This is a genomic window from Peribacillus sp. P4_B1 (genome assembly GCF_056402395.1).
This window is the reverse complement of sequence record NZ_JBFUHM010000065.1, coordinates 1-22342: the sequence shown is the minus strand read 5'-3', so window position 1 is coordinate 22342 and position 22342 is coordinate 1. Positions and strand designations below refer to the sequence as shown.

The 22342-nt window shown below is 39.8% G+C and carries 22 protein-coding genes and 1 pseudogene; 4 read left to right on the top strand and 19 right to left on the bottom strand.

The window, feature by feature from the left end; translation table 11 throughout:
- Positions 1-343 precede the first annotated feature (343 nt).
- From AC1DVK_RS23790 to AC1DVK_RS23705, 18 genes are all read right to left on the bottom strand, one after another.
- Positions 344-1561 (bottom strand): hypothetical protein, encoded by a 1218-nt coding sequence (locus AC1DVK_RS23790; protein WP_410860431.1) that lies wholly within the window; start codon positions 1559-1561, stop codon positions 344-346.
- Positions 1527-2108: an RNA polymerase sigma factor SigX gene (gene sigX, locus AC1DVK_RS23785; RefSeq protein WP_081109019.1), complete on the bottom strand. Its 582-nt coding sequence runs from the start codon at positions 2106-2108 to the stop codon at positions 1527-1529. Before sigX ends, AC1DVK_RS23790 begins: the two co-directional genes overlap by 35 nt.
- A 194-nt stretch (positions 2109-2302) precedes the next feature.
- Complete coding sequence (locus tag AC1DVK_RS23780; protein ID WP_061463913.1) at positions 2303-4096, bottom strand: ATP-binding protein; 1794 nt, start codon at positions 4094-4096, stop codon at positions 2303-2305.
- Positions 4093-4809 carry a response regulator gene (locus AC1DVK_RS23775; RefSeq protein WP_089361435.1) on the bottom strand — a complete coding sequence of 239 codons (717 nt, stop codon included), beginning with the start codon at positions 4807-4809 and terminating at the stop codon, positions 4093-4095. Before AC1DVK_RS23775 ends, AC1DVK_RS23780 begins: the two co-directional genes overlap by 4 nt.
- 295 nt (positions 4810-5104) lie before the next feature.
- A complete protein-coding gene (gene ccsB / locus AC1DVK_RS23770; protein ID WP_477627528.1) occupies positions 5105-6283 on the bottom strand; it encodes a c-type cytochrome biogenesis protein CcsB in 1179 nt (392 codons plus the stop codon).
- Positions 6276-7925, bottom strand: coding sequence for a cytochrome c biogenesis protein ResB (gene resB, locus AC1DVK_RS23765; protein WP_410860429.1), 1650 nt, complete (start codon positions 7923-7925; stop codon positions 6276-6278). Before resB ends, ccsB begins: the two co-directional genes overlap by 8 nt.
- Before the next feature lie 18 nt (positions 7926-7943).
- Positions 7944-8474, bottom strand: a complete 531-nt coding sequence (resA, locus tag AC1DVK_RS23760) for a thiol-disulfide oxidoreductase ResA (protein WP_089361438.1) — start codon at positions 8472-8474, stop codon at positions 7944-7946.
- Positions 8475-8682: 208 nt separating this feature from the next.
- Positions 8683-9423, bottom strand: a complete 741-nt coding sequence (rluB, locus tag AC1DVK_RS23755) for a 23S rRNA pseudouridine(2605) synthase RluB (protein ID WP_061463918.1) — start codon at positions 9421-9423, stop codon at positions 8683-8685.
- A 312-nt stretch (positions 9424-9735) separates the two neighbouring features.
- Positions 9736-10263 (bottom strand): spore maturation protein, encoded by a 528-nt coding sequence (locus AC1DVK_RS23750; RefSeq protein WP_375166287.1) that lies wholly within the window; start codon positions 10261-10263, stop codon positions 9736-9738.
- Between the two features lie 13 nt (positions 10264-10276).
- Complete coding sequence (locus AC1DVK_RS23745; RefSeq protein WP_477627527.1) at positions 10277-10870, bottom strand: nucleoside recognition domain-containing protein; 594 nt, start codon at positions 10868-10870, stop codon at positions 10277-10279.
- A complete protein-coding gene (locus tag AC1DVK_RS23740; RefSeq protein ID WP_410860427.1) occupies positions 10863-12023 on the bottom strand; it encodes a D-alanyl-D-alanine carboxypeptidase family protein in 1161 nt (386 codons plus the stop codon). Before AC1DVK_RS23740 ends, AC1DVK_RS23745 begins: the two co-directional genes overlap by 8 nt.
- A gap of 168 nt (positions 12024-12191) precedes the next feature.
- Positions 12192-13835 (bottom strand): FAD-dependent oxidoreductase, encoded by a 1644-nt coding sequence (locus tag AC1DVK_RS23735; RefSeq protein WP_477627526.1) that lies wholly within the window; start codon positions 13833-13835, stop codon positions 12192-12194.
- A 178-nt stretch (positions 13836-14013) separates the two neighbouring features.
- Complete coding sequence (gene ahpC, locus AC1DVK_RS23730) at positions 14014-14577, bottom strand: alkyl hydroperoxide reductase subunit C (RefSeq protein WP_057217417.1); 564 nt, start codon at positions 14575-14577, stop codon at positions 14014-14016.
- 442 nt (positions 14578-15019) lie between these two features.
- The gene (locus AC1DVK_RS23725; protein WP_410860424.1) at positions 15020-15895 is read right to left on the bottom strand and encodes a superoxide dismutase; all 876 of its coding nucleotides are present in this window, start codon (positions 15893-15895) and stop codon (positions 15020-15022) included.
- Positions 15896-16016: 121 nt separating this feature from the next.
- Positions 16017-16505 carry a YpuI family protein gene (locus AC1DVK_RS23720; RefSeq protein WP_034308117.1) on the bottom strand — a complete coding sequence of 163 codons (489 nt, stop codon included), beginning with the start codon at positions 16503-16505 and terminating at the stop codon, positions 16017-16019.
- Positions 16506-16527: 22 nt separating this feature from the next.
- Complete coding sequence (locus AC1DVK_RS23715) at positions 16528-16944, bottom strand: hypothetical protein (protein WP_477627525.1); 417 nt, start codon at positions 16942-16944, stop codon at positions 16528-16530.
- Between the two features lie 55 nt (positions 16945-16999).
- A complete protein-coding gene (scpB, locus tag AC1DVK_RS23710) occupies positions 17000-17581 on the bottom strand; it encodes an SMC-Scp complex subunit ScpB (protein WP_061463925.1) in 582 nt (193 codons plus the stop codon).
- On the bottom strand, positions 17568-18335 hold the full coding sequence (locus tag AC1DVK_RS23705) for a segregation/condensation protein A (RefSeq protein ID WP_061463926.1): 768 nt from the start codon (positions 18333-18335) through the stop codon (positions 17568-17570). Before AC1DVK_RS23705 ends, scpB begins: the two co-directional genes overlap by 14 nt.
- A 216-nt stretch (positions 18336-18551) precedes the next feature.
- Here AC1DVK_RS23705 and AC1DVK_RS23700 point away from each other — a divergent pair, with 216 nt between their 5' ends.
- Positions 18552-18644 carry a YjcZ family sporulation protein gene (locus tag AC1DVK_RS23700; RefSeq protein ID WP_283897220.1) on the top strand — a complete coding sequence of 31 codons (93 nt, stop codon included), beginning with the start codon at positions 18552-18554 and terminating at the stop codon, positions 18642-18644.
- A gap of 163 nt (positions 18645-18807) precedes the next feature.
- Positions 18808-19344 carry a DUF309 domain-containing protein gene (locus tag AC1DVK_RS23695; RefSeq protein ID WP_477627524.1) on the top strand — a complete coding sequence of 179 codons (537 nt, stop codon included), beginning with the start codon at positions 18808-18810 and terminating at the stop codon, positions 19342-19344.
- 27 nt (positions 19345-19371) lie between these two features.
- Here the strand turns inward: AC1DVK_RS23695 and AC1DVK_RS23690 are convergent, their stop codons facing one another.
- Positions 19372-19716 (bottom strand): GNAT family N-acetyltransferase, encoded by a 345-nt coding sequence (locus AC1DVK_RS23690; protein ID WP_061463928.1) that lies wholly within the window; start codon positions 19714-19716, stop codon positions 19372-19374.
- A gap of 580 nt (positions 19717-20296) precedes the next feature.
- On the opposite strand from AC1DVK_RS23690, the gene AC1DVK_RS23685 reads away from it, so the two are divergent.
- Together AC1DVK_RS23685 and AC1DVK_RS23680 are read left to right on the top strand one after the other, a co-directional pair.
- Entirely contained in the window at positions 20297-21166 is an 870-nt protein-coding gene (locus AC1DVK_RS23685) for a DUF1002 domain-containing protein (protein WP_477627523.1), read from the top strand.
- A 292-nt stretch (positions 21167-21458) separates the two neighbouring features.
- Positions 21459-22342 (top strand): annotated as a pseudogene (locus AC1DVK_RS23680) (transposase); the annotation flags it as partial.

The window sequence follows — 22342 nt, the reverse complement described above, 5'->3', positions numbered from 1 at the left end:
CAGTGAATTGAAACACAGGCACGGGTATGATGTTGCAAAATCCTCGGGTCTACTTGGCATGGAATTACAAGGAGCAATGGCTATTTTCACCGTTAACTTGAAAAGAATATTGAAATTAATGGCCTAAAAAAGTGACAAACAGAAGCAAAAAAAGACGATTTCCATTCAAGTACCGAATGAGAATCGTCTTTTTTTAATTTGATTTACCGTACTAGTTAGAAAAACGTGAGTTTTTCAGCAGCCTCGTCATGCGCGGGCACTTTTCTTTTAGGGTGTTTTAATATGTACGTTCTTCAGCACCATTACATGTACTTCTCCCCATCATTTAGCCTAACTCCCTGCATCAATTGACTTGGTTCGGTGCTTTGGGCACCACTATGGCTTCAGTTAAATTCAGCTTGCCTACCTCTTCAATAGGAGCATTTTCAAATTTCACTTTTTCAAAACCAAAATCCTTAGCAATGAAGAGAATGGCTTCTAAAGCTTGAAGGGATTCCTTGCTATTTTCAATAGCAGCTTGATCTGATAGATTAATGATCACAAGATCTCCTTTTGAACGTATACTTTCCCAATTCAGGTCATCCGGGATTGCAGGTGATATTCCCTCAATGTCCGGCTTCCCTTTTCCAGCTTGAAGCGCCTCTTCGAAGTCCTGATAATCCAGATTGCTTGGAACAAGAAACCTTGGAGAGGATTCATCTCTTTGGTAAAGAAGGTATGTGCGTTTTTTTTGATGAGGAATATCCGCCTCCTTTAAAAATCCTTCATGTGCAAACATTGCACCTTGCTTACCACCTGTAGAAAAAGTCATCTTCTCAATATTATTATAGGAAAGCGTTTCTTCCATCGAGTGGAGAAAAAGTGTATCATCATCCAATAGCCGGCTGTTTTTTCGAAAGTCAATATTAGCAGTGTTCATCTCTTTTCCTTGGCTAATCTTTATATCAAGCGGAAAATAGTCAAATAGCCCATATTGCTCTTCATCGATATTGGACATTTGGTTAACTAACCGATTCAGTGTATTCGATTCGTCATTATGTTTGAGTTTTATTGAGATGGGAACGATGAAATTCATTTGATCATCCGGTATGCCCATGGTAATGAACGAAGCATTTTTCAGGTCGTCTTGATAAATCGCATGTACAAAAGTTTTTTCCTTTTCACCTTTTAATGGTTCTATTTCTGAAACCTCGTCGTTAGATTCAATTTCCACTCGCTTACCCAAAAACTCTTGATTATCCTGTTTATCTTCTGATGTATCTTCTTTGATACCCTGCCGTTCATGTTCTGTCGTTTCCTTATTTTCAGAAATGGAAAATTTCCCATTACTGCCGGTCTCCTCTTGACTTGTAGTTCCTTTTTTCCCAATAATTAATGATGACGCAAAAGCAACCAATAAGAATAAGGAGGTAACACCCGCAATTAGAGGCATCCAGTGTTTCTTTCTCTTTTTATCATGTATTCCCGCAAACACCTCTGCCTTTGTTCGGTCATCTTTTAATTTTGGAAGTTCGCGCAGCATGTCTTCAATTTCGCTTTCTTTCCAACGGGATTTTCTCAATGCGGTGGCCCTCCTTCCCTGATGAATCTTCCATCAATTTTTTGATTGCCTTTAAAGCACGGTGCTGGGTCGTTTTTACCTTACTTTCACTCCAATTTAATACTTCGGCAGTTTCCGTAATGGACATGCTCTGAATATATCGTAAAATGATGACAGATCTTTGATTCGTGGTACACCGGTTTAAGCATTGATAAATATCTTGGATATCATCGTTCATGATAGCCACTTCTTCCGGAATGGGCTGTGTATCTTTAATCAATTGCCTATCCCAATCAAAGTTAGGGAAGATTTTGTCTTTCCACCCTTTTTGTTTCCGAAAAAAATCAATTGTCACATTTCTTGCAATCGAATAAATCCACGTTTTTTCACTGCTTTTTCCTTCGAAGCGTTCATAGGCCTTCAACACCCGGATATAGACCTCCTGAACAAGGTCCTCAGCCGTTTCACGATTTTTAGTCATATAATAAATGAATTGATAAATTTCCTGATGATATTTTTCATAAAGATCGTGGAAAACGGAATCCTTCATTTCCCCACATCCGTTCATAAATATAGTCGTCATTCCTAAATAAAAGTTACATACCTCGGCTTTAATCTTATTATAAAATTCCGTAAATTGCCACATATCCGAGGCTTCTCATCTTTCTCCTAAAAAAACAAAGACAAGTTGGAAATGAATCCAATTGCCTTTGTCTTCACAGTTTTGTATGAAACAAGATTTTTTGGCAAGCTACCCGTCATTCATTCAGCATTTTCCATAATTCGAGGCAGGATAAAACTGAACGTTGTCCCTTTATTAGGTAAACTGTTTACCGAAATGTAGCCGTCATGGGCATTGATTATATTTTTTACGATTGCCAACCCCAATCCGGTACCTGATCTGCCGCGGGTCCTTGCTTTATCCGCTTTATAAAACCTCTCGAATACAAAAGGTAAATCCTCTTCGGGAATACCTGATCCAGAGTCCCTCACATCAATGATCAGACCCCTTCGATCACTAGTCCTCTGGATGACATCAATGTTACCGCCTGAAGGAGTATGACGAATCGCATTATCAATTAAATTAGTCAAAACCTGTTCAATCCGGTCAGGGTCAAATTGCCATTCGATTTCATTGTCTTGAAGACTGGCTGATATTGTGATCCCCTTTTCTTTGGCAAGTCCGGAAAACTTACTTGTTATCCGCTTTAAATAAGGAGATATAGGCACACATTCAAAGCTAAGGTTCATTTTTCCCGATTCCAATTTAGCCAGATCAAGCAGGTCATTGACTAAACGTCCCATTCTCAAAGATTCATCATAGATGATTCGGGCCATTTCCACCTTTTCCTCTTCACTGCTCGCAATGTCATCTACGATCGCTTCACTATATCCTTGCAACATGGAAATTGGCGTTCTTAACTCATGGGAGACATTCGCTATGAAATCCGTCCTAAGTTTGTCCATACGTCTTTCATCACTCATATCCCGTATGATGGCCACCGCTCCCCGGATATTGTCGGCATTTGTATATAGCGGGCTGACAATCAAACCCCAATCACGGCCTTGCAAGGTAATTTCACCGACTCGCTCCTTATCGAAGGACTCTGATTCATCAAAAAGATTCATCAAAACCAAGGGGACATTCACGTTATCCTCCCGGTTATAGCCTTTCTCAAAGTACCAGGATTGCAGAAACCTTTCCGCTGGCGGATTCGTTTCAAGGATTGTGCCATCTTTATTGAAGGTAATGACCCCATCAGCCATACTGCTAAGAATGCTTGAGAGATGTTCTTTTTCCTGACTAAGTGCATTCATATTGAATTTCAGTTGCTTTCTCATCTGATTAAACGCTATGGCCAACTCACCAATCTCATCTTGAGTCAAGATAGGAACCTTTGTATCAAATTTCCCCCGGGCAATCGCTAGCGCGGCTTCCCTCATCTTCACCAATGGGGCATTGATTCTTGTAGATAAAAAGAAAGCAAAAATCGTTGTCAATATGATGGCGATGCCCGCTGCCAATAAAATGAACTGTGTAGTGGACTTTGTGGTTTCTTCCATGGATTCCAACGATTGAAATAAGAAAACTTCATCCTGTTCCCCATTCAATTCAAGTGGAATCCCTACAACAATTGCGGATAATTCCTCTTTACCCGCATCATCGGATAATGCGATTTCCTTTTTGACTGTCTTTCTATCCGTAAAAACCTTGAGCAATTCGGGATCATTCTTAATGAATTCCGCCGTGATTTCAAACTCCTTTTCTCCTCCGATGGATGAGAATACCATTTTTTCATCGTTAAGAATGATCATTTTCGTTTCGTTGCCTATTAATTCCGAAGCTATTTGTAAAACCTCATTGTTAGATCCTTGATGGTCATTGGTTACCTTAATGATTTGTTCAGCCGTTTTGGTTAAATTATTTTCAATATTTTCAATTTGGAAGTTCTGAAAGAATTCGACCAGCAGAACGGTTAAAACGATTAATACAAACGACACGAGCAATAGGATCGTTGCCCATAGCTTCCCAACAACACTGCCCCATAGCATCAGTCATTAATGACTTCGAACTTGTAACCTACACCCCAAACAGTGACAATCATCTTGGCTGCGTTTTCGGATATGCGGTTTAATTTTTCACGTAAGCGTTTAACATGCGTGTCTACAGTTCGAAGATCTCCAAAGAATTCATAGTGCCACACTTCTTTTAACAATTGCTCTCTATCGAAAACTTTATCGGGGGATTTCGCTAAGAAATATAATAATTCATATTCTTTTGGTGTTAAAGAAACCTCTTTGCTATCAGCAAGTACACGGTGGGCATCATTATCGATCGTTAGATGTGAGAAGACGATCACATCTTTTGCCGTTGTTTCCGTCTGCATGTAACTCGTGCTTGAAGAGCGACGTAATAAAGCTTTTACCCTTAACACGACTTCACGAGGACTGAACGGCTTTACGATATAATCATCGGTACCCACTTCGAACCCTTGAACGCGGTTCACTTCTTCCCCTTTAGCAGTCAGCATGATAATAGGTGTCGTTTTCTTCTCCCTTAATTCACGGCAAACTTCGATTCCATCTTTACCAGGCATCATAATATCCAATAAAATTAAATCATAATCATTATCAAGGGCTTTTGATAAAGCCATATCTCCATTTTCAGCTTCATCGATTATGTATTCTTCTCTTTCCAAATACATCTTTAACAGCCGGCGGATTCTTTCCTCATCATCCACCACGAGAATTTTTATAGCATTATACATTATGTAATCAGCCTCCTATCATATATTCTACAAAATGAAAACTTCCATGACTAATACTTTTTCCGCACAAAGTACGATAAAGAGCCAATTTTGCATGGCTTCCATGAACCTTTCACCATTTTGTCACAAAAAAAGACTTCGACCGCTCACTAAAAGTTCATGAATGCTATTTCACCGAAATATCCTTATTAAAGGGAGTGACGGAAAAAAGGATCATTCTCCAGAAAAATCGATAAGCCAACTCCTCGACGTTTCTTTCAAAAGACCCCCTTCATCTAAATATTACAATACAGAATCAAGCATATGAATGCAAACCAGCAATAACAAGATTGACGAATATCAAGTTAAACATAATGATGGCAAAACCGATGACGGCAAGCCAAGCTGATTTTTCCCCTTGCCATCCCTTTGACATGCGCAGATGCAAGAAAGCTGCATAAAACAACCAAGTAACCAGTGCCCAGACCTCTTTCGGATCCCAGCCCCAGAATCGTGTCCAGGCCACTTGAGCCCAGATCATTGCAAAAATGAGGGCACCGAGTGTAAAAATCGGAAAACCGATAAGGACCGAACGATAACTAATCTCATCCAATAAATTCAAATTCACATTTTTCACGATCGGTTTAATCAATGCTGCCACTCTTTTGCGAGCAATCAACCTTATTAAACCATACAAGACGAGCCCCATACCGAATGACCAAAGTACAGTATTCAGTTTCTTGGCATTGATCAGTGGAGGCATGTCCACCAGTGGTTCAAATCGATCCGTCTCGATAAGTTTCCCTTCATTAGGACCAACCAATGCCGGTAAGTTGAATTCCTGTTTGACTTCGGCTCCGTGTTTATCGACCCAATCAAAATTCGCCTTATAATCCATCGCAGCAAAAGAAGAAGTGATGATGACGAATCCGATGGTGCAGACTAATGTGAACATGATGYCTTCAAGCCAGAACGTTCTTTTGCTTGATTGTGTCTGATCGACGAATTTGATTAAATAAATGATGGCAGTAACGAAACTTATGGCAAGGATCGACTGTCCTGCCGCTGCAGTCGTTACATGAATATGAAGCCAATCACTTTGCAAAGCAGGAATGAGTGGCGAAATTTCTGTAGGGAACATACTTGCATATGCGATTATCAATAACGCAATCGGTAAAGCGAATAACCCAAGGGCGGGTGTTTTATAAAGGAAATAAATTAATATGAAAGCACCGACCAGCATCATTCCGAAAAAGGTCGTAAATTCAAACAGGTTACTTACCGGGGCATGGCCGGCAGCGATCCATCTAGTGATGAAATACCCAATTTGCGCAGTGAAACCGAGAATGGTAATGAAAATGCCCAGTTTAGCCCATTTATTTTGTTTCTTTTCCTCCGCTCCACTTTTATCCTTTATCGATCCCCCGAATAAAAAGGTAGCGAGCAGATATAATAAGAAAGCTGCATATAAAAAGTTACTGCTTAATTCAGCCATTTAAAACTTCCCCCTTAGTAGAAGATTTCTCCTCCTCAAGTTGATCCGTTGGTTCGCAAAGAGATGTTGATTCTATCGCTTGTTCTATATCTCTTTTAATACCGTGCCAGTTTTTGTTTGTATGGCCGGCCATTAATATTTCATCATCCTTCCTCTTGATCCATATACGCCGGTGATTCCAATAAGAGCCTTGGACAACGCCTATCATGAAAATGATTCCACCTGTGAATAGGACCCAAAGCGTTAAATCCTTCCTTACGGTCAAAGCCGTGACATCTTGGGTTTCCACACCATTAAAAGCCATTTTATAAGTGTTTTCCCCTAAAGGCTCCACAGTCTCTTTAATCGCAACGAAACTGACTTCACCCTCTGGCTTATCCGGAGTATGCATTTTAAAGATAAATGCTGGATTATTCGGAATCTTCGATATCGTTCTAGGTACACCTTTATCATCGAATTCGAAATCAGGGAAGTAACTGATCAAATCAACAGAATATCCTTCCTTCAACTCGTATTTCTTTTGAGGATTATTCAAATCAACCTTTAAGCTGCCATATTTCTCCCCGGTTTTTTTATTTATTAAATTAAAAGCCATCGTACTGAGCTCATCAAGTTTATAATCTACTTGGTAAAGGGCATAATGATCATATTTCAGAGGTTCATTTACTTTGATTTTATAATCTTTTACCTTATCAAGATCCACCTTTTCCCCTGGTATTGAATCACCCTTGCGCTCATAAAGCGTAACATCAGATTGATAGGTTTTGGCAATCGTACCGGTTTTATCTATTGCAGCACTGTATTGTTCATCTTCTTTATTTCCTTTGTCATACACCTCTAAGGTGAATTCATTATTCTGAAGATAGTATTCACCATTTGTACCCGGGATTTCTTTTCTCTCACCTTCCCGTAGCCAAAGTACTTTGTCGATATACATCCCGGGGACAGAACGCAATAATGCTCCAATTAAGAAAATGATAAGTCCAATATGATTTACATAGGGTCCCCAACGTGAAAAACGCCCCTTTTCGGCAAGTATATGACCGTTTTCCTCGCGAATATGATAACGCTGCCTTTTTAATCTATTCTTTACTTCTTCAAGGTTTATATCTTGGTCTTCAAGCTTTGTCACTCCATAAAGCCTCTGACGCTTCATGAAACCGTCATGACGTGTGACCCCTTGTTTTTTTAACGATCGATATAATGGAAAAAAACGATCGATACTGGCAATCAGGAGTGATGTGCCCAGCATGCCTATGATAATCAAATACCACCATGAACTATATAAATTATGGAACCCGAGTTCATAATACACCTTCCCGAACCAGCCGTATTCCAGTTCATAATGTTCTGCAGGCGTCGCGGTTGAAGGTATATACATTTCCTGGGGTAAGATCGTCCCGATAGCTGAAGCGACCAAGGCAATGACAATGAGCGTCACCCCTACCTTAACGGAAGAAAAGAAGTTCCATATTTTATCAATGATCGTTTTTTTATATGTTTGTGAACGCCTGGCAGTTCCTTCATATCGCATATCAATAAGCTTGTTTTCTTTTTCGTTACCAAGGACCATCCCGCATTTCCCACAAATCTTTGTGCCAAACGGATTTACATGACCACAATCGCATTTTACTTCTTTCATGTCAAAAACTCCCCAATATTATGGTTTAATTCTCTCCATATGCTTTTGGATGCTCTTTTCTGTCAAAGCTCCGGTGATGATATCTACCACTTTCCCCTCTTTATCGACCAAAAAGGTAACTGGCAAAATATCCACGCGATAGGCATTTTCCACTTCCCTGCCTTTATCGATCATGACTGGAAAGGTAAGATTATGCTTTGTAATAAAATTATTGACAGCATAGTCAGATTCCCCGACATTGACCGCTAATATCTCAACGCCCTGGTCCTTAAAGTTTTTATATTGATTTTCCATATAAGGCATTTCATATTCACACGGCTTACAATATGTACCCCAAAAGTTCAGGAAGACGCCTTTTCCTTTGTATTCAGAAAGTTTATGCTCTTTGCCTTCCATATCAGTCAAAACGAAATTGGGTGCATCTGATCCTTTTCTCAGACTTTCATTCTTATCTTTAGTGAAGTTCGTATAAAGGGCAAACACTAAAGCTGCACCTAAAAGCAGAAGAATGATGGTCCTGCTTATTAGGCGTCGCTTCTTCTTATCCATAGAGATCCTCCTAATGCCACACTAAATTTAACCATACCATTATACCATTCAACACCATGCCCATTTTATTTACATTTCTGAAGGTTTTGTGACATTCATTCCCGATTCATGAAAGAAAAGGTATTTACAGGTTGTTTTCCACCACCCATTCTTCCAGAGGAAAAATGGGGTAGTGGTTTCAACCTATTAATAAAGGAAATATTCTTTTTTACATTCTCCGCTGTTTAGGTTCGGTCGATGCTAAAGTCCTCATTAATTTAACTTCATGTGGAGTCAGCTCCCTGGAATCTCCTGCTGTTAAACCGTCCAAAGTCAAGAAACCATATTGTTCCCTCTTCAATTTTATGACGGGATGGCCGATTGCTTCAAACATCCTGCGGACTTGCCTGTTCCTGCCTTCATGTATTGTGATTTCAACAATGGCCGTTTCCTTTTTTTTGTCGGTAGACAATACCCTAGTCTTGGCTGGAGCAGTCTTGCCATCCTCCAATTTGATACCTTTATCCAACTTTTTCAAGCTTTCACGCAAAGGCATCCCTTTTACTTTTGCAACATACACTTTATCCACTTCATGCTTCGGATGCATTAACGTGTTTGCAAATTCTCCGTCATTGGTTAAAATCAACAAACCTGAAGTATCGTAATCCAAGCGGCCAACTGGATAAATCCGCTCATTGATGTAAGGGAAATAGTCCGTTACGACTTTTCTATTCTTATCATCCGAAACTGCCGAAATGACACCGCGCGGTTTATAGAATAGGAAATAAACAGGAGCTTCTTTTTCAAGCGGGACTTCATTAACCTGAACCTTATCATTAGGACCCACCTTCACGCCTAATTCCTTCACTACTTTGCCGTTCACTTTTACCTTGCCTTCTAAAATCAACTCTTCTGCTTTACGGCGGGAAGCCAGTCCAGCATGTGCTATCACCTTTTGTAATCGTTCCATCTATCTTCACCCCATAGTATAATCATTCGTTTGTTATTGTCTATACATACACAATCATACAATTATTACATATGGAGAGGCAAAAACAAAAGGTTTTTCGCGATTAAGAGCTTTTCTTTTATCAATACACTAATAATGAGACTGTTAAATGGTCTGGTTTCCATAATGAGTGTAACATAGCTTATTTTTCCATACAAAAAAATGTTTCTTTTAGATGAAAGTTTGAACCCCATTTAAAATCGATAGCCCATCATAGCCGTTAGTTTAAGAAAAAGACAAAAAAAAAGAAACGGGATGCCCATTTCCTTCCTTTTACTTCATTCCGAAAACTAGTGTGACAACGATAACGGCAGCTATGATTCCGATCAGGTCCGCCAAAAGACCGACCTTAAGGGCATCACCCATTTTTTTGATCCCGACCGCTCCAAAATAAACGGTCAATACGTAGAATGTGGTGTCTGTACTTCCCTGAATCGTGGCAGCCAAGCGTCCAACGAATGAATCCGGTCCATAAACCGATATAAGGTCGCTGGTCATGCCTAAAGCGGCTGTTCCGGATATTGGTCTAATAATCGCAAGGGGTAAAACCTCAGACGGAAAATGAAGAAAGGAAAGCAATGGGTTTAATAATTGTACAATGAAGTCCAATGCCCCTGATGCCCTAAATACCGAAATCGCCACAAGCATGCCTACCAGGAAAGGGATGAGGGAAAAGGACATGTTGATCCCTTCTTTCCCACCCTCGACGAAGGTCTCATAGGTGGGAATCCTTTTCAATGTACCGTACAGTAATATACAGAGGATCAAAATCGGTATCATCCAAATTGATATGGTGGTCATCCAGTGTAACATCCTATTCCCTCCCGCTTCTCTTTCTCCTGTAATAAAAATATCGGTCTATCGCGATTCCTCCAACGGCAGAAATGGCTGTTGCTATTATTGTCGGGAAAACGATGTCTGTCGGGGAGAGGGCATCGTAATTCATGCGGATTGCAATAACAGTCGTCGGAATCAACGTTACACTTGAGGTATTGATCGCTAAAAAAGTGACCATCGAGCGGCTTACCGTTGCTTTTCCTCCATTTAGTTTCTTTAGCTGCTCCATGGCTTTAATACCAAGAGGTGTAGCGGCATTCCCCAAACCGAATGTGTTTGCCATCATGTTCGAAAGGATATATCCCATAGCCGGATGATTAGGCGGCACTTCAGGGAACAGCCACCTCATGAATGGCTTGAACAAATTGGATAGTTTATCAAGCAGTCCCGATTCTTCCGCTATTTTCATCAAACCCAGCCAAAAGACAAGAATGCTCATCAGTCCCAGACAAAGAGTGACCGCTTCCTTTGCACTGACAAAAAGAGCTTTATTCACCTGATCCATGGTCCCATTAATCATGCCAAATACAATACCGATCACAAACATCCCAACCCAAATGTAATTAACCATTTCGTTCGATTCCCAATACCGCTTCAAATACCTCGGCCCATGATGATTGGAACGATTGTTGTTTGAAGCTTTCTTTTGATTCCCCATAAAAAATTGAACGCGTACCTATTTTCTTTCCATCGAGATAGATGGATGCCCTGCCGACCACTTCCGGGATTTTCCTTTTATCTTTCCAATCCTTCTGAGGCTTCAACAATTTCATTTTCACATTGACCAACTTTGTCTCTTCTTTTGTTAGTGGGTACGAAAAATCCTTTTTAATGTAGACATGCCCTTTATATATTTTATTTTCCAAGTTCTTTACCATGCCTTCAGGTAAAATTTCTGTTGGCTTATAATCCTTAAAGGCGGCTTCGTACATTTGAATATGATCATTCCAATCATCCGGACCATTCAATGTCACTGCAATCAGATCATGCCCGTTTTTTGTTGCCGTCGTGACCAAGGTACGTTTTGCTAGTTTGGTATACCCTGTTTTCCCCCCTGTGCAATACTCATATAATTGTGTAAGTAGGCGATTTTTGTTTTTCCATACATAATCCCATTGTTCTGTGGAATTAGGTGCCCTATGTTCCTTTGTGCCGGCAATCTTTACATACGTTTCATTTTGCATGGCATAACGAGTGAGTATGGCCATATCATATGCGGTTGAATAATGATTTTTCGTATTATCCAAACCATGTGGATTTGAAAAATGAGTATTTTTCATCCCGATTTCTTCCGCCTTTTGATTCATCATCCAGACGAATCCATCCAGGCTTCCGCCAACCTTTTCACTGATTGCGACTGCTGCATCATTGCCTGAACGAAGCATCAAGCCATAAACCAAATCTTCGAGCTTAATTCTTTCACCTTCTTTTAAATAAAGGGATGATCCCTCCGTCCCGAAGGCAGTACTGCTCACCTTCACTTTTTCATCCATTAGTCCCGATTCAATAGCCAAGATAGCCGTCATTATTTTCGTAATGCTTGCTATACGATTCTTTTCATGGGCATTCACTTCATAAATGACCCTTCCGCTATCCTCATCCATTAAAATCGCACTATGGGCACTTACGGAAACCTTTGCTTTGGCGCTTTGTAAGGGTGCCATAAAAGACAACAGGAGAAGGACGATACACAAACTTGATAACCCTTTATATGAAAAACGCATAAGTGCCCCCTCGTCTCTTTACTTGTTTTTGTACAAGTTTATGCAAATGGACAAGGGTTATGAATAAAAAGAATGTAAACCTTCATGATATCTCCATATTTTCAAAGATCATTTCCAATAAATAAAAAAATCGATAGGAGGAMAGTCCCCTATCGATTTAGTGTTCTATCATACTAATAATKCAGCGATTTCATCTATTTTCTTAGCGCCGAATACCACTTCTTCATCATTGATGATCATAGCCGGCACGCTCATGACTTTATATTTCTTCTTAATTTCCTGGAAATTGCTTATATCGACCATTTCAGCTTCAACGTTAGGGTTTTCAATCGCTATGCGCTGTGCACCCACTACAACGTCTGGACAGTAGTGACATGCCAACGAAACCATAACCTTAATGTTCGCTTTTTTACTGATTCCCTTAATTGAATTCAATACGGCTGAATCCAATGCCTGACCTGGTCCGGCCAGGTTATAGATAGCCAAGATGAAGGAATTCAGCTCATGGCCGCCTGGTACACCGTGGTATTTGACGCCGCTGTATTCACCTTTTGAATTTAAGAGGGAAACGACTGGGAACTTATCTGCATTGATTTTTGCTTCAATTTCCGTATTTTCCCCCTTGTTGTATAACTCAAGATGAAGATTATCGCCTAATTCCGCAACATCCAACAAGAAGTCTCGCAATTCGACTGATTTTGGCAAACTTTCATCGACGATGGACACCAATGTAACGTCGCTCTCCATCTTGCCGAAGATTCCCTTCAGTTGGCCACGTAACGCATCACTTAATAAAGCGCTCTTTCCTGCTGGGACAGCGGCCTGTTCTTTTTTCGCCGGTTTTTCAACTTCAGGTTCATCTTTAATGCCTAAACGATCTTTTTCTTCAGCAATATATTTGCCGGCATCCGTTGCTGCAATCGCTCCGTCAGATACAGCGGTGATAATCTGGCGCAAAGATTTTGGCCTTAGGTCGCCCGCCGCATATACACCCTTCACATTAGTATTCATATCATCATCCGTGAGAATGTAACCAGCATGGTCCATTTCGATATGGCCAGTGAAAATCTCTGTTTTCGGCTCGTAACCAATGAAAACGAATACTCCAAACGTACTGTCTTCGTTCGCCTTATATTCAAATTCTTCTTTAGTCTCGTTATTGATGAAACGGGCACTTTGAATCATCCCGTCCCCATATACCCCAAGGATCTCCGTATTGAATTTCACTTCAATCTTATCATTTGCCATCACTTTATCAACGATGGACGGGGCACACGAGAAGCTTGATTCCCGGGCGATGATTGTAACTTTTGTAGCAAAGCGTGTCAGGAATATAGCTTCTTCGGCGGCTGCATACCCTGCCCCGATAACGAAAACTTCCAACCCTTCAAAGAACTCGCCATCACAAGTTGAACAATAAGCTACACCGCGTCCAGTGAATTCCTCTTCACCCGGAAAGCCCAATGTTCTTGGAGTAGCACCCGTTGCGATGATGACGGCGCGGGCCTGGTAGTCCCCACCAAGGGTTTTAACGACTTTGATCTCACCGGAGAAATCCACGCCCGTTACATCGGCTTTGGCGAATTCCACGCCAAAATCTTCATTTTGAAGCTTCATTTCTTCAACTAACCTTGGGCCCGAAATATGGCGGATACCAGGATAATTGGCTATTTCCGATGTAGTTGCAGCTTGTCCGCCGCCAGTTCCTTTTTCAAGAATTATTGTCTTTAGTTTAGCTCTTCCTGCATAAACGCCCGCTGAGAGGCCTGCAGGACCGCCGCCAATAATTAATAAATCATATATTTTTTTCATATTTGTTCTCCTTGCTGAAAGAAAATGCGTGCTAAACTGATTATTTTGAAAAACAAAAGGCACTTATTTTAGGTAAGTGCCTTTTGTCATTAGATCTTGTCGGACGAATTGTCCCAGTAATCGTAATCAATTGCTGGATATATCCATTAATCAAAGAAATGGATCATCCCATTAAAAATTAAAGTTTACCTACAAGGTCTAGGCTTGGTTCAAGAGTAGCTTCACCTGGAGTCCATTTTGCAGGGCAAACTTTATCTCCGTGTTCTGCTACGAATTGTGCAGCTTGAACTTTTCTCACAAGTTCTTCTGCATTACGGCCAATCCCTAAGTCATTAACTTCGTATGCTTTAATTTGTCCTTCTGGATTTACGATGAAAGTTCCGCGTAGAGCCAATCCATCCTCTTCGATTAATACACCGAATTGACGGGATAAAACGTTTGCTGGGTCAGCTAACATTGGATATTGAATTTTACCGATTGTATCAGTAGCATCAGCCCAGCCTTTGTGGCTGAAATGAGTATCTGTTGAAACTGAGTAAACTTCACAACCAATTTCCTTGAATGTTTCATAATTATCTTGAAGATCAGCTAATTCAGTTGGACATACGAATGAGAAGTCAGCTGGATAGAAAAAGAATACTGCCCATTTTCCTTTAACATCTTCAAGTGTAACTTCTTTGAATTCTCCTGCATGGTAAGCTTGTACTTTAAAATCTTCAACTTGTTTATTGATCAATGACATAATAAATTCCTCCAATAGCTATTTTTTTATATGCTCCTATTTATAGTAATTATTAAATAGAAATTAGTCAATAAATATACCTTAATAATTTTCAAGTTCACAAATTAGTCACAGTTTTTATATTGATATAAATTAATTATTTTAAAAAACCCATGGCACTTCAAAATCGCCTCTTTAACACATTTTAAATGTTATTTTAAGGTTAAAAACAAGACACATGCTCATTATTTCAGAAATTGATATCATCCCCTTTCCAATCAAATAAAAATGTTCAAATGAGAATCAATGGCCGTTTCAAATAAAATTGTCAGTCATCCCTTTATATCATTGCCATATTTTCCCTAAAAGATTCTTAATACAGGATTTTCTGACAAAAAAAAAAACGAACCATCACGGCTCGTCTGCGAATTGGTTTTCCTTAGACATTTCTTTATTTTATCAATTATTGTTTTTTCCAAATAAGCTTCTTCGCTTCTGTGAACCTTACCGCTGTTTGCGGCCAGTTTACAACGTCCCACCATTTGTCCACATACCCTGCCCGATTATTTTTATATTGCAGGTAATAAGCATGTTCCCATACATCAAGAACAAGGATTGGGATCGTATCCCACTGGGTCAACACCATATGCAATTCCGATTGAAGTATTTCTAGCCGCCGCGCACGTGGAACCCAGACTAAAATCGCCCAGCCAACACCTACTACCTGTTTGGCCGCTTCACTAAAATGACTTTTAAACGCTGCAAAGCTTCCAAAATCCTTCTCAATCTGTTTAAGTAAATCTCCCTTTGGCTGTCCGCCTCCTCCTGGAATCATCACTTCCCAAAACAGCGTATGGAGATAATGGCCTGACCCATGAAAAGCTGCTTCCTTTTCCCAATGCTTCAACAAGGAAAAATCTTTCGTCTCCCTCGCTTTTTGCATCATCAATTCCGCTTTATTCAGCCCATCGACATATGCTTGATGATGCTTATCATGGTGCAGAAACATTATTTCCCTTGAAATCGTCGGTTCCAACGCTTCATAGGCATAAGGTAATGGCGGAAGTGTATGCCTCCCAATCGGCACTGATTGCCTTTCCTGTATACTGAATTCTCTAGCGAGTTCTTCAATTTCTTGGTATACCCGTGCCATCTCTTCCTCAATCAGGACCATATCCTCATCATCCATTTCTTCCTCATTCAAACCTTTTGTCAACTGGGAAAGTCGTTCAATGTTTGACAACAATTGCGAATCGGTGATATCGATCTTCTCAAGATATTCCATGACTCCATCAACCCATTCACTTACGTCTTTTGCATACTCTTCTACATCAGACATCTTCGAACCTCCTCTTAACCTTCATGCACTTTTAATCATCAAAGTATTTTATGTTTCGATTAAGCGGAGATTCCATTTATAGCTAAAAAAACAGCTAGGCCTGTTAAGCCTAGCTGCTTCTCTATCTTGACTGTAACATTTTCGTCCGGTAATCCGTTTCATAAAACTCCAATTCTTCACGCATGGTCTGGAATCCACTTTCCACGGCCTTCAGAATGGAGATTATGCTGTCAGGTACACTTTGGTGAAATTTAATCGAGTTTTTTCCTGTATAGGCAGATCTGCTGTCCTCAAACCACCGATCTGATTTTGGGGAAAAGTATTCTTCGATACATTGATGATAAACTCTATAAAGCGTCTTTTCAGCTGCAGCTTTATTGAAAACATCATTTTTCAGAACGATTTGGCAAGCCTCCAAGCCCTCTTCACAACTTACAAGCATTCTTCTTAAACTAGAAAGGATCCCTTTATAATAGGTTTCATCCCCGCTTTTTTCCTCTTGCAGCTTAGAATAGGTCGTCTCATTTATAAATTCTTCTAGTTGAGCCACTGTCGTTTCTAAAAACCCTTTTACATCCTCAAGCTGAGATTTTACCAATGTATTCCCCAACCGTGAACCCTCCTCAAAATGATTAAGATTGAATATAATAGTCAACATGTGATTCTATATCATATGGTTTAGCTTGGTCAATAGATATAAACACTTTCTCCAATTTTTCAAAATCTATATTTTCGAAATAACCAGCCAGCTCTTTTTCTGCATTTATATATATACGTTTTCGGTTAACCAGGCTCGGGTCTTTGAGCAGACAGACCATGGCAATGATATCGGCCATATAAATATCCCGGTTAGGGCTTTTGAATAGAGGATTGGCGGGATATGGGGTCCAAAGAGTGACCATCTCATCAAAATAGCGAAGATACAGTACATTCAGCGTCTTTTCTTCTCCATCCTTTATGTATTGTATAACGGATCGATTAAAGAAGTCCTCAGGTGAATTTGACTTTTCCTTTTCAAGCMCAAATCCATTGCATGCCACAATTCGCACCCGCAATCCCCCCGCATTCATTTTTTTCTATATTATCACAATTCAGGAAAAAATGTTATTCGATTGTTTGCTGAAATTTTTCAAAAAACAGATCGGCTTCACCATTTTCAAAGCTATCATCCGAATTATCCGCGAGCGGCGGTAATTCATCTATGGAATTTAGGCCGAAGTAATCCAAAAACTCTTTTGTTGTCCCATATAAATAAGCCCGGCCGGATCCTTCAGCACGTCCTACCTCTTTTATTAAGACTTTCGTGACAAGTGTATGGATGGGGCGTTCCGTTTTGACCCCGCGAATTTCATCAATTTCAGCTCTAGTAATCGGCTGCTTATAGGCAATGATGGCGAGTGTTTCCAAAGCTGCCTGTGACAAACCTTGTGTGCTTGTCGTTTCCACCAGTCTTTTCAGGTAATCCGAGTGTGCTTTTTTTGTCGTCATTTGATAAACACCCGCTATTTCAATCACCTGAATCCCGCGTACATCCGATATATATTCTTCCTTTAAACTTTCAACGATGTCTCTTGCTTGATATTCCGTAATTTCAAGGACAGAGGCAATTTGTTTGACGGAGAGTCCTTCATCTCCTGTTGCAAACAATAATGCCTCAAGAATCCCTTTCCAATTAATAACTTCCAACTTGCTCTACACCTTCCTTAGCAGCAATCATGATTTCCGAAAAATTATCTTCCTGTTCAACGATGATTTCATTTAGTTTCATTAATTCCAGTACTGCCATAAAAGTGATGACGATATGCTCTTTAACCGGAAGCGAAAACAGTTCAAAAAAACTTTTCTTCCCTTTAATTGATTGTAACTCAATCATGATTTCATCCATTCGTTTTTCTATCGATATCTCTTGTTTCGTTACTTTCGTGTAAAGCGGCTTTTGTATTTTTTGCCTTCGGAGCAGTTTTTGCAGAGCTCCGAGCATATCGTATAGACTTATATTCAACTCTTGTTTATCACTTTCCGCTTCTTTAACATATACAGATAAATCACTTGGGGGTTTAGTGAACATCAGGCTGCGTTCTTCTTCCATCCCTTTAAACTCTTCAGCTGCATACTTATACTTTTTATATTCTAATAGTTTCTCCACAAGCTCATCCCGTGGATCTTCTTCAAATATTTCTCCATCTTCATCAATCAATTGTTCATCTTCATGCTTTGGAAGCAGCATTTTACTCTTGATGGCAAGCAGTGTTGCAGCCATCACCAAATATTCGCTGGCCACATCCAATTCCAGGTGCTGCATCGTATGGATGTATCCTAGGTATTGATCTGTAATATCAGCCATCGGAATATCGTAGATGTCTATTTCAAGGCGATTAATCAAATGCAGGAGTAAATCCATCGGACCTTCGAAAGCGTCAATTTTTATATTATAACCCATTAAATTACCCCATTTAAATCTAATTGGCCGATAATAGGCCTATTTCTTTTACTAATCAAGTATAGTGGATTGCCGCCCTTTATCCAATAATAATAATTTAGGACCTTAGAAAAGTTCTTAAAAGGGATTTGTGAAATTGGGTCAATGCCCAATCACATTCTCAAATCCTACATAGTCTAGAAATGTAAGAACAGCAGAACAAAGGAGGTACTTATTATGGGTGCAGGTGGTTTTGGGCACGGCGGCGGTTTCGCGTTTATTGTAGTATTGTTCATTTTATTAATTATCGTCGGTGCTAGTTGGTGTTAATTGACTTATGAGTCAAGCTGATTGCCTTGCAATCGGCTTTCTTTATTTTCCAAGAAAAAATTCTATGCTAAACTTAGGGTGGATACATGGCGGATATCTAGCTATGGAAAATGGCTTTTAGCCTTACCTTGGATGATTTCATCAAACAAAAGGGGTGCTCGTATTGAATTACGCGGAAGACTACCTTTCTTTCCTTGTCCATTTCCATGGAACAAGGGATTACTTCGAATGTCATGAAATTCTTGAAGAATATTGGAAGGAAACCGCTCCAAAAGAACGTGACTCCCACTGGGTCGGGCTCATCCAAATTGCGGTTGCCCTATACCATGATCGCAGGGAAAACAAAAAAGGGGCTGCAAGGACACTTGCTAAAGCCCTTGCAAATCTCCACTCTAAACAAGCCGAGCTCCTGAAATTGGGGCTCGATCCAGAAAAACTGTTCAAATTGCTCGAGGACACACATGAACGGATGCTATCCCAAAAGCCATATGAAAGCATTAATCTTCCGATAGMGGATCAAGGGTTGATCGAAAAATGCCAATCCATGTGTTTGCAGGAAGGGTACATATGGGGCGAAGGTAGCGACATGGCTAATTTATCAATTGTTGATAAACATTTATTGCGCGACCGTTCGGATGTCATTTCTGAAAGGGCTCGGCAGCTATCCCTTCGAAAAACAGGAATGGAGGACCGCCCTTAAAGGTGATCCTCCATTCCCACTTTCATATTAGACTTCTTCACACCTGTCAAGAAAGCTTTCCGTAAACTCATTTGCTTTTAGTTCTTTATCAGGATATTGCTCCTTGATGGCCCTTACCATCGTTTTACCGATACCTTGCTTCCGAAAGGATGGATTTACAGAAATATGCTGTATCTCAATGTGGGTTGGAGAGACTTCTATTCCGATCAAGCCCGTAATCTCTTCATCTTTCCATAAGAACAGCTGTAGGTTTTCATCCGTTTCATAATTCTTCATCGTATTCCGAAGCGTTTTTATCTCTTTTTCATTTGGCATGAAAGATAATAATCCCATGGCAAACTTCTCATAACTTTTCTTATACTTAATCAACATAATATCCCTCGTTACTAAATAACGTTTTTATTATCTACCTGTTTCTAATTAATTCGCTTAGAATAATAAGCTCACATATAACATTTCCATCATACATAAAAAATTCGTTCGTTTCAACATCACTTTCAGCACTTGATTTATCGATGTGCTATGTGCTAAGCGATAAACAGCCAATATATGATTCCCCACATCAAAGCGATAATAAGCATCATAAGTAAAAGAGTTTTATTGCTTTTCCTCATCCCATACTCCTTTTATGAATGGTCCAAATATTTAAATAACGAATTCATTCTACTATAACTTAACACAATCTGACAAATATCCTTGCAATCTTGCTTCGATTTTACTACATTGGTAAAGTGGCCTTAGATTCATAGAGTGCATAATAGGTATAAAAGACAAGATGCAATCACTTCCTCCTTTGAAAGAGCTATAGCTATTTTGTGCTATATAAATATTTTTCAGGAAAATATGTATCCTTTTTATCCTTTGTTTCGTCAAATACTATGAATCTTTATTTAAAACGCCGCTCTTTTAATGAAAGATCTCAATTCAGCAGGAAAAGTTAAGGAGGATTATCATGAAAAAAACGAATAAATGGGTCTTTTTAACCATTTTTTTATGTCTATTATTGCCATATAAAGCTTTTGCAGATGCAGCTGTTGGTGAAATGACCGTCACACTAGGAGAAAATTTGACAAATGAACAAAAAAATATGGTTTTGTCTGAAATGAAAGCCCCTAATGATGTTGAGGTTCTAACGGTTACAAATGCGGAGGAACATGAATACTTAGGAGACTATATCGCCAGCCGGCTGATTGGTACAAAAGCTATTTCATCCTCTGCCATTACTTTGGAGGAAAAAGGCACTGGACTTAAACTGGAGTCGAAAAACATTAACTGGGTCACAGACGAAATGTATATCAACGCATTGGCAACTGCTGGAGTAAAAGATGCTACCGTTTATGTCACCGCACCTATACCCGTTTCCGGTACAGCAGCTTTGACAGGGGTCATTAAAGCCTATGAAATCTCTTCAGACAAGAAGATTCCGGAAGATGTGAAGCAGGCAGCGAATGAAGAAATGGTAAAAACAGCTAAATTGGGTGATGAAATCGGTACAGAGGAAGCCTCTGCACTGGTAACGAAAATCAAAGAGGAAATGGCTGAAAATCCTCCGGCCAACACTGAAGAGGTCCGCGATGTTGTCGAGTCTTCAGCAAAAGAACTGGGAATTGCCTTAAATGATAATCAAGTTCAAAGTTTAATTGATTTATTCAATAAACTAAAAGAATTGAATATTGATTGGAACTCTGTCGGGGATCAGCTTACTGCCGCCAAAGATAAGCTTTCCAATTTTCTTGAGTCCGAAGAGGGTCAATCATTCTTAGATAAATTGAAAGAAGTCTTCAGCAGTTTAATAGACGCGATCAAATCTTTTTTCAGCTGATTTGAATAAAAAAAGGATGGCCGATGCCATCCTTTCAGACTGTAGACAAACTCGAGGAAAATCGAGTTTGTCTATTTTTTATGAGTTGTACAATTTGGCCGTTGATTTCCACTCCAGGCACTCGCTTTCCGCGGGCGGTCGGGGAGCCTCCTCGGCTTTCGCCTTTGGTGTCTCCCCTAGACGCGCTTTTCCCGCAGGAGTCTCGTACCTTCCGTTCCAATCAACTTTGTCTTACCTTTTAGATAAACACTTTTGTTTTAAAATAGAAGTATTAAAACTTGAGGTGATGAGGATGCTTTCTAAACATGATTCTATTCAGCGAGATCAACTTGAAATGATTATGTTAGATCAACTGGTGCCACCGCACCATTTGGTTCGTAAAATGGAGGCTGCCATTGACTTCACTTTCATTTATGACTTTGGTGAAAGAGATGTATTCATAGGTAGGACGCCCAAGTATTGATCGAGTTATTTTAGTTAAACTGACATTCATTCAATATACCTTCGGTATTCGTTCCATGCGTAAAACGATTGAAAAAGTTGAAACCAATATGGCTTACCGTTGGTTCTTTGGCTATGGTTTCCATGATAAAGTACCTCCTACTCCACGTTAGGGAAAAATTATGAGCGACGCTTTAAAGATACAGACCTGTTTGAACAGATTTTCTATCACATTTTAATGACAGCTGCTAATAAAAAGTTAATAAGTGCTGAACACGTTTTCGCAGATTCCACACATGTGAAAGCCAGTGCGAATAAACGGGAATTTGAAAAGAAAATCGTTCGTAAAGAAACACGAGCGTATCAAGGGCGTCTTCAAGAAGAAATCAATCAAGATCGTGAAAACCATGGAAAGAAGCCTTTTCCATCAGATAAATTTGATAAAGAAAAGACCAAAGAGATTAAAGAAAGCTACTATGTGAAAGATGAACGAACAAAACAGTTTGCCTATTCATTCCACGCGGCCGCAGACCGCAACGGTTTTGTATTGGGAACGATTGTAACACCTGGAAATATACATGACAGTCAGATCTTAGAGCCACTAGTTGAACAWGTGATTGAGAAAGTTGGAAAACCGGAAGCCGTTGCCGCAGATGCAGCTTATAAAACACCRGCGATTATAAGCTACCTATTTAACAAAGAAATCATACCGGCTTTACCTTATACACGTCCGTC

Bases quoted from the DNA above. Each gene is read 5' to 3' on its own strand.
- sigX (WP_081109019.1), bottom strand. From the start codon at position 2,108: ATGAACGGATGTGGGGAAATGAAGGATTCCGTTTTCCACGATCTTTAT.
- AC1DVK_RS23775 (WP_089361435.1), bottom strand. From the start codon at position 4,809: ATGTATAATGCTATAAAAATTCTCGTGGTGGATGATGAGGAAAGAATC.
- resB (WP_410860429.1), bottom strand. From the start codon at position 7,925: ATGAAAGAAGTAAAATGCGATTGTGGTCATGTAAATCCGTTTGGCACA.
- resA (WP_089361438.1), bottom strand. From the start codon at position 8,474: ATGGATAAGAAGAAGCGACGCCTAATAAGCAGGACCATCATTCTTCTG.
- rluB (WP_061463918.1), bottom strand. From the start codon at position 9,423: ATGGAACGATTACAAAAGGTGATAGCACATGCTGGACTGGCTTCCCGC.
- AC1DVK_RS23750 (WP_375166287.1), bottom strand. From the start codon at position 10,263: ATGACCACCATATCAATTTGGATGATACCGATTTTGATCCTCTGTATA.
- AC1DVK_RS23745 (WP_477627527.1), bottom strand. From the start codon at position 10,870: ATGGTTAATTACATTTGGGTTGGGATGTTTGTGATCGGTATTGTATTT.
- AC1DVK_RS23740 (WP_410860427.1), bottom strand. From the start codon at position 12,023: ATGCGTTTTTCATATAAAGGGTTATCAAGTTTGTGTATCGTCCTTCTC.
- ahpC (WP_057217417.1), bottom strand. From the start codon at position 14,577: ATGTCATTGATCAATAAACAAGTTGAAGATTTTAAAGTACAAGCTTAC.
- AC1DVK_RS23725 (WP_410860424.1), bottom strand. From the start codon at position 15,895: ATGTCTGATGTAGAAGAGTATGCAAAAGACGTAAGTGAATGGGTTGAT.
- AC1DVK_RS23705 (WP_061463926.1), bottom strand. From the start codon at position 18,335: ATGGGTTATAATATAAAAATTGACGCTTTCGAAGGTCCGATGGATTTA.
- AC1DVK_RS23700 (WP_283897220.1), top strand. From the start codon at position 18,552: ATGGGTGCAGGTGGTTTTGGGCACGGCGGCGGTTTCGCGTTTATTGTA.
- AC1DVK_RS23690 (WP_061463928.1), bottom strand. From the start codon at position 19,716: ATGTTGATTAAGTATAAGAAAAGTTATGAGAAGTTTGCCATGGGATTA.
- AC1DVK_RS23685 (WP_477627523.1), top strand. From the start codon at position 20,297: ATGAAAAAAACGAATAAATGGGTCTTTTTAACCATTTTTTTATGTCTA.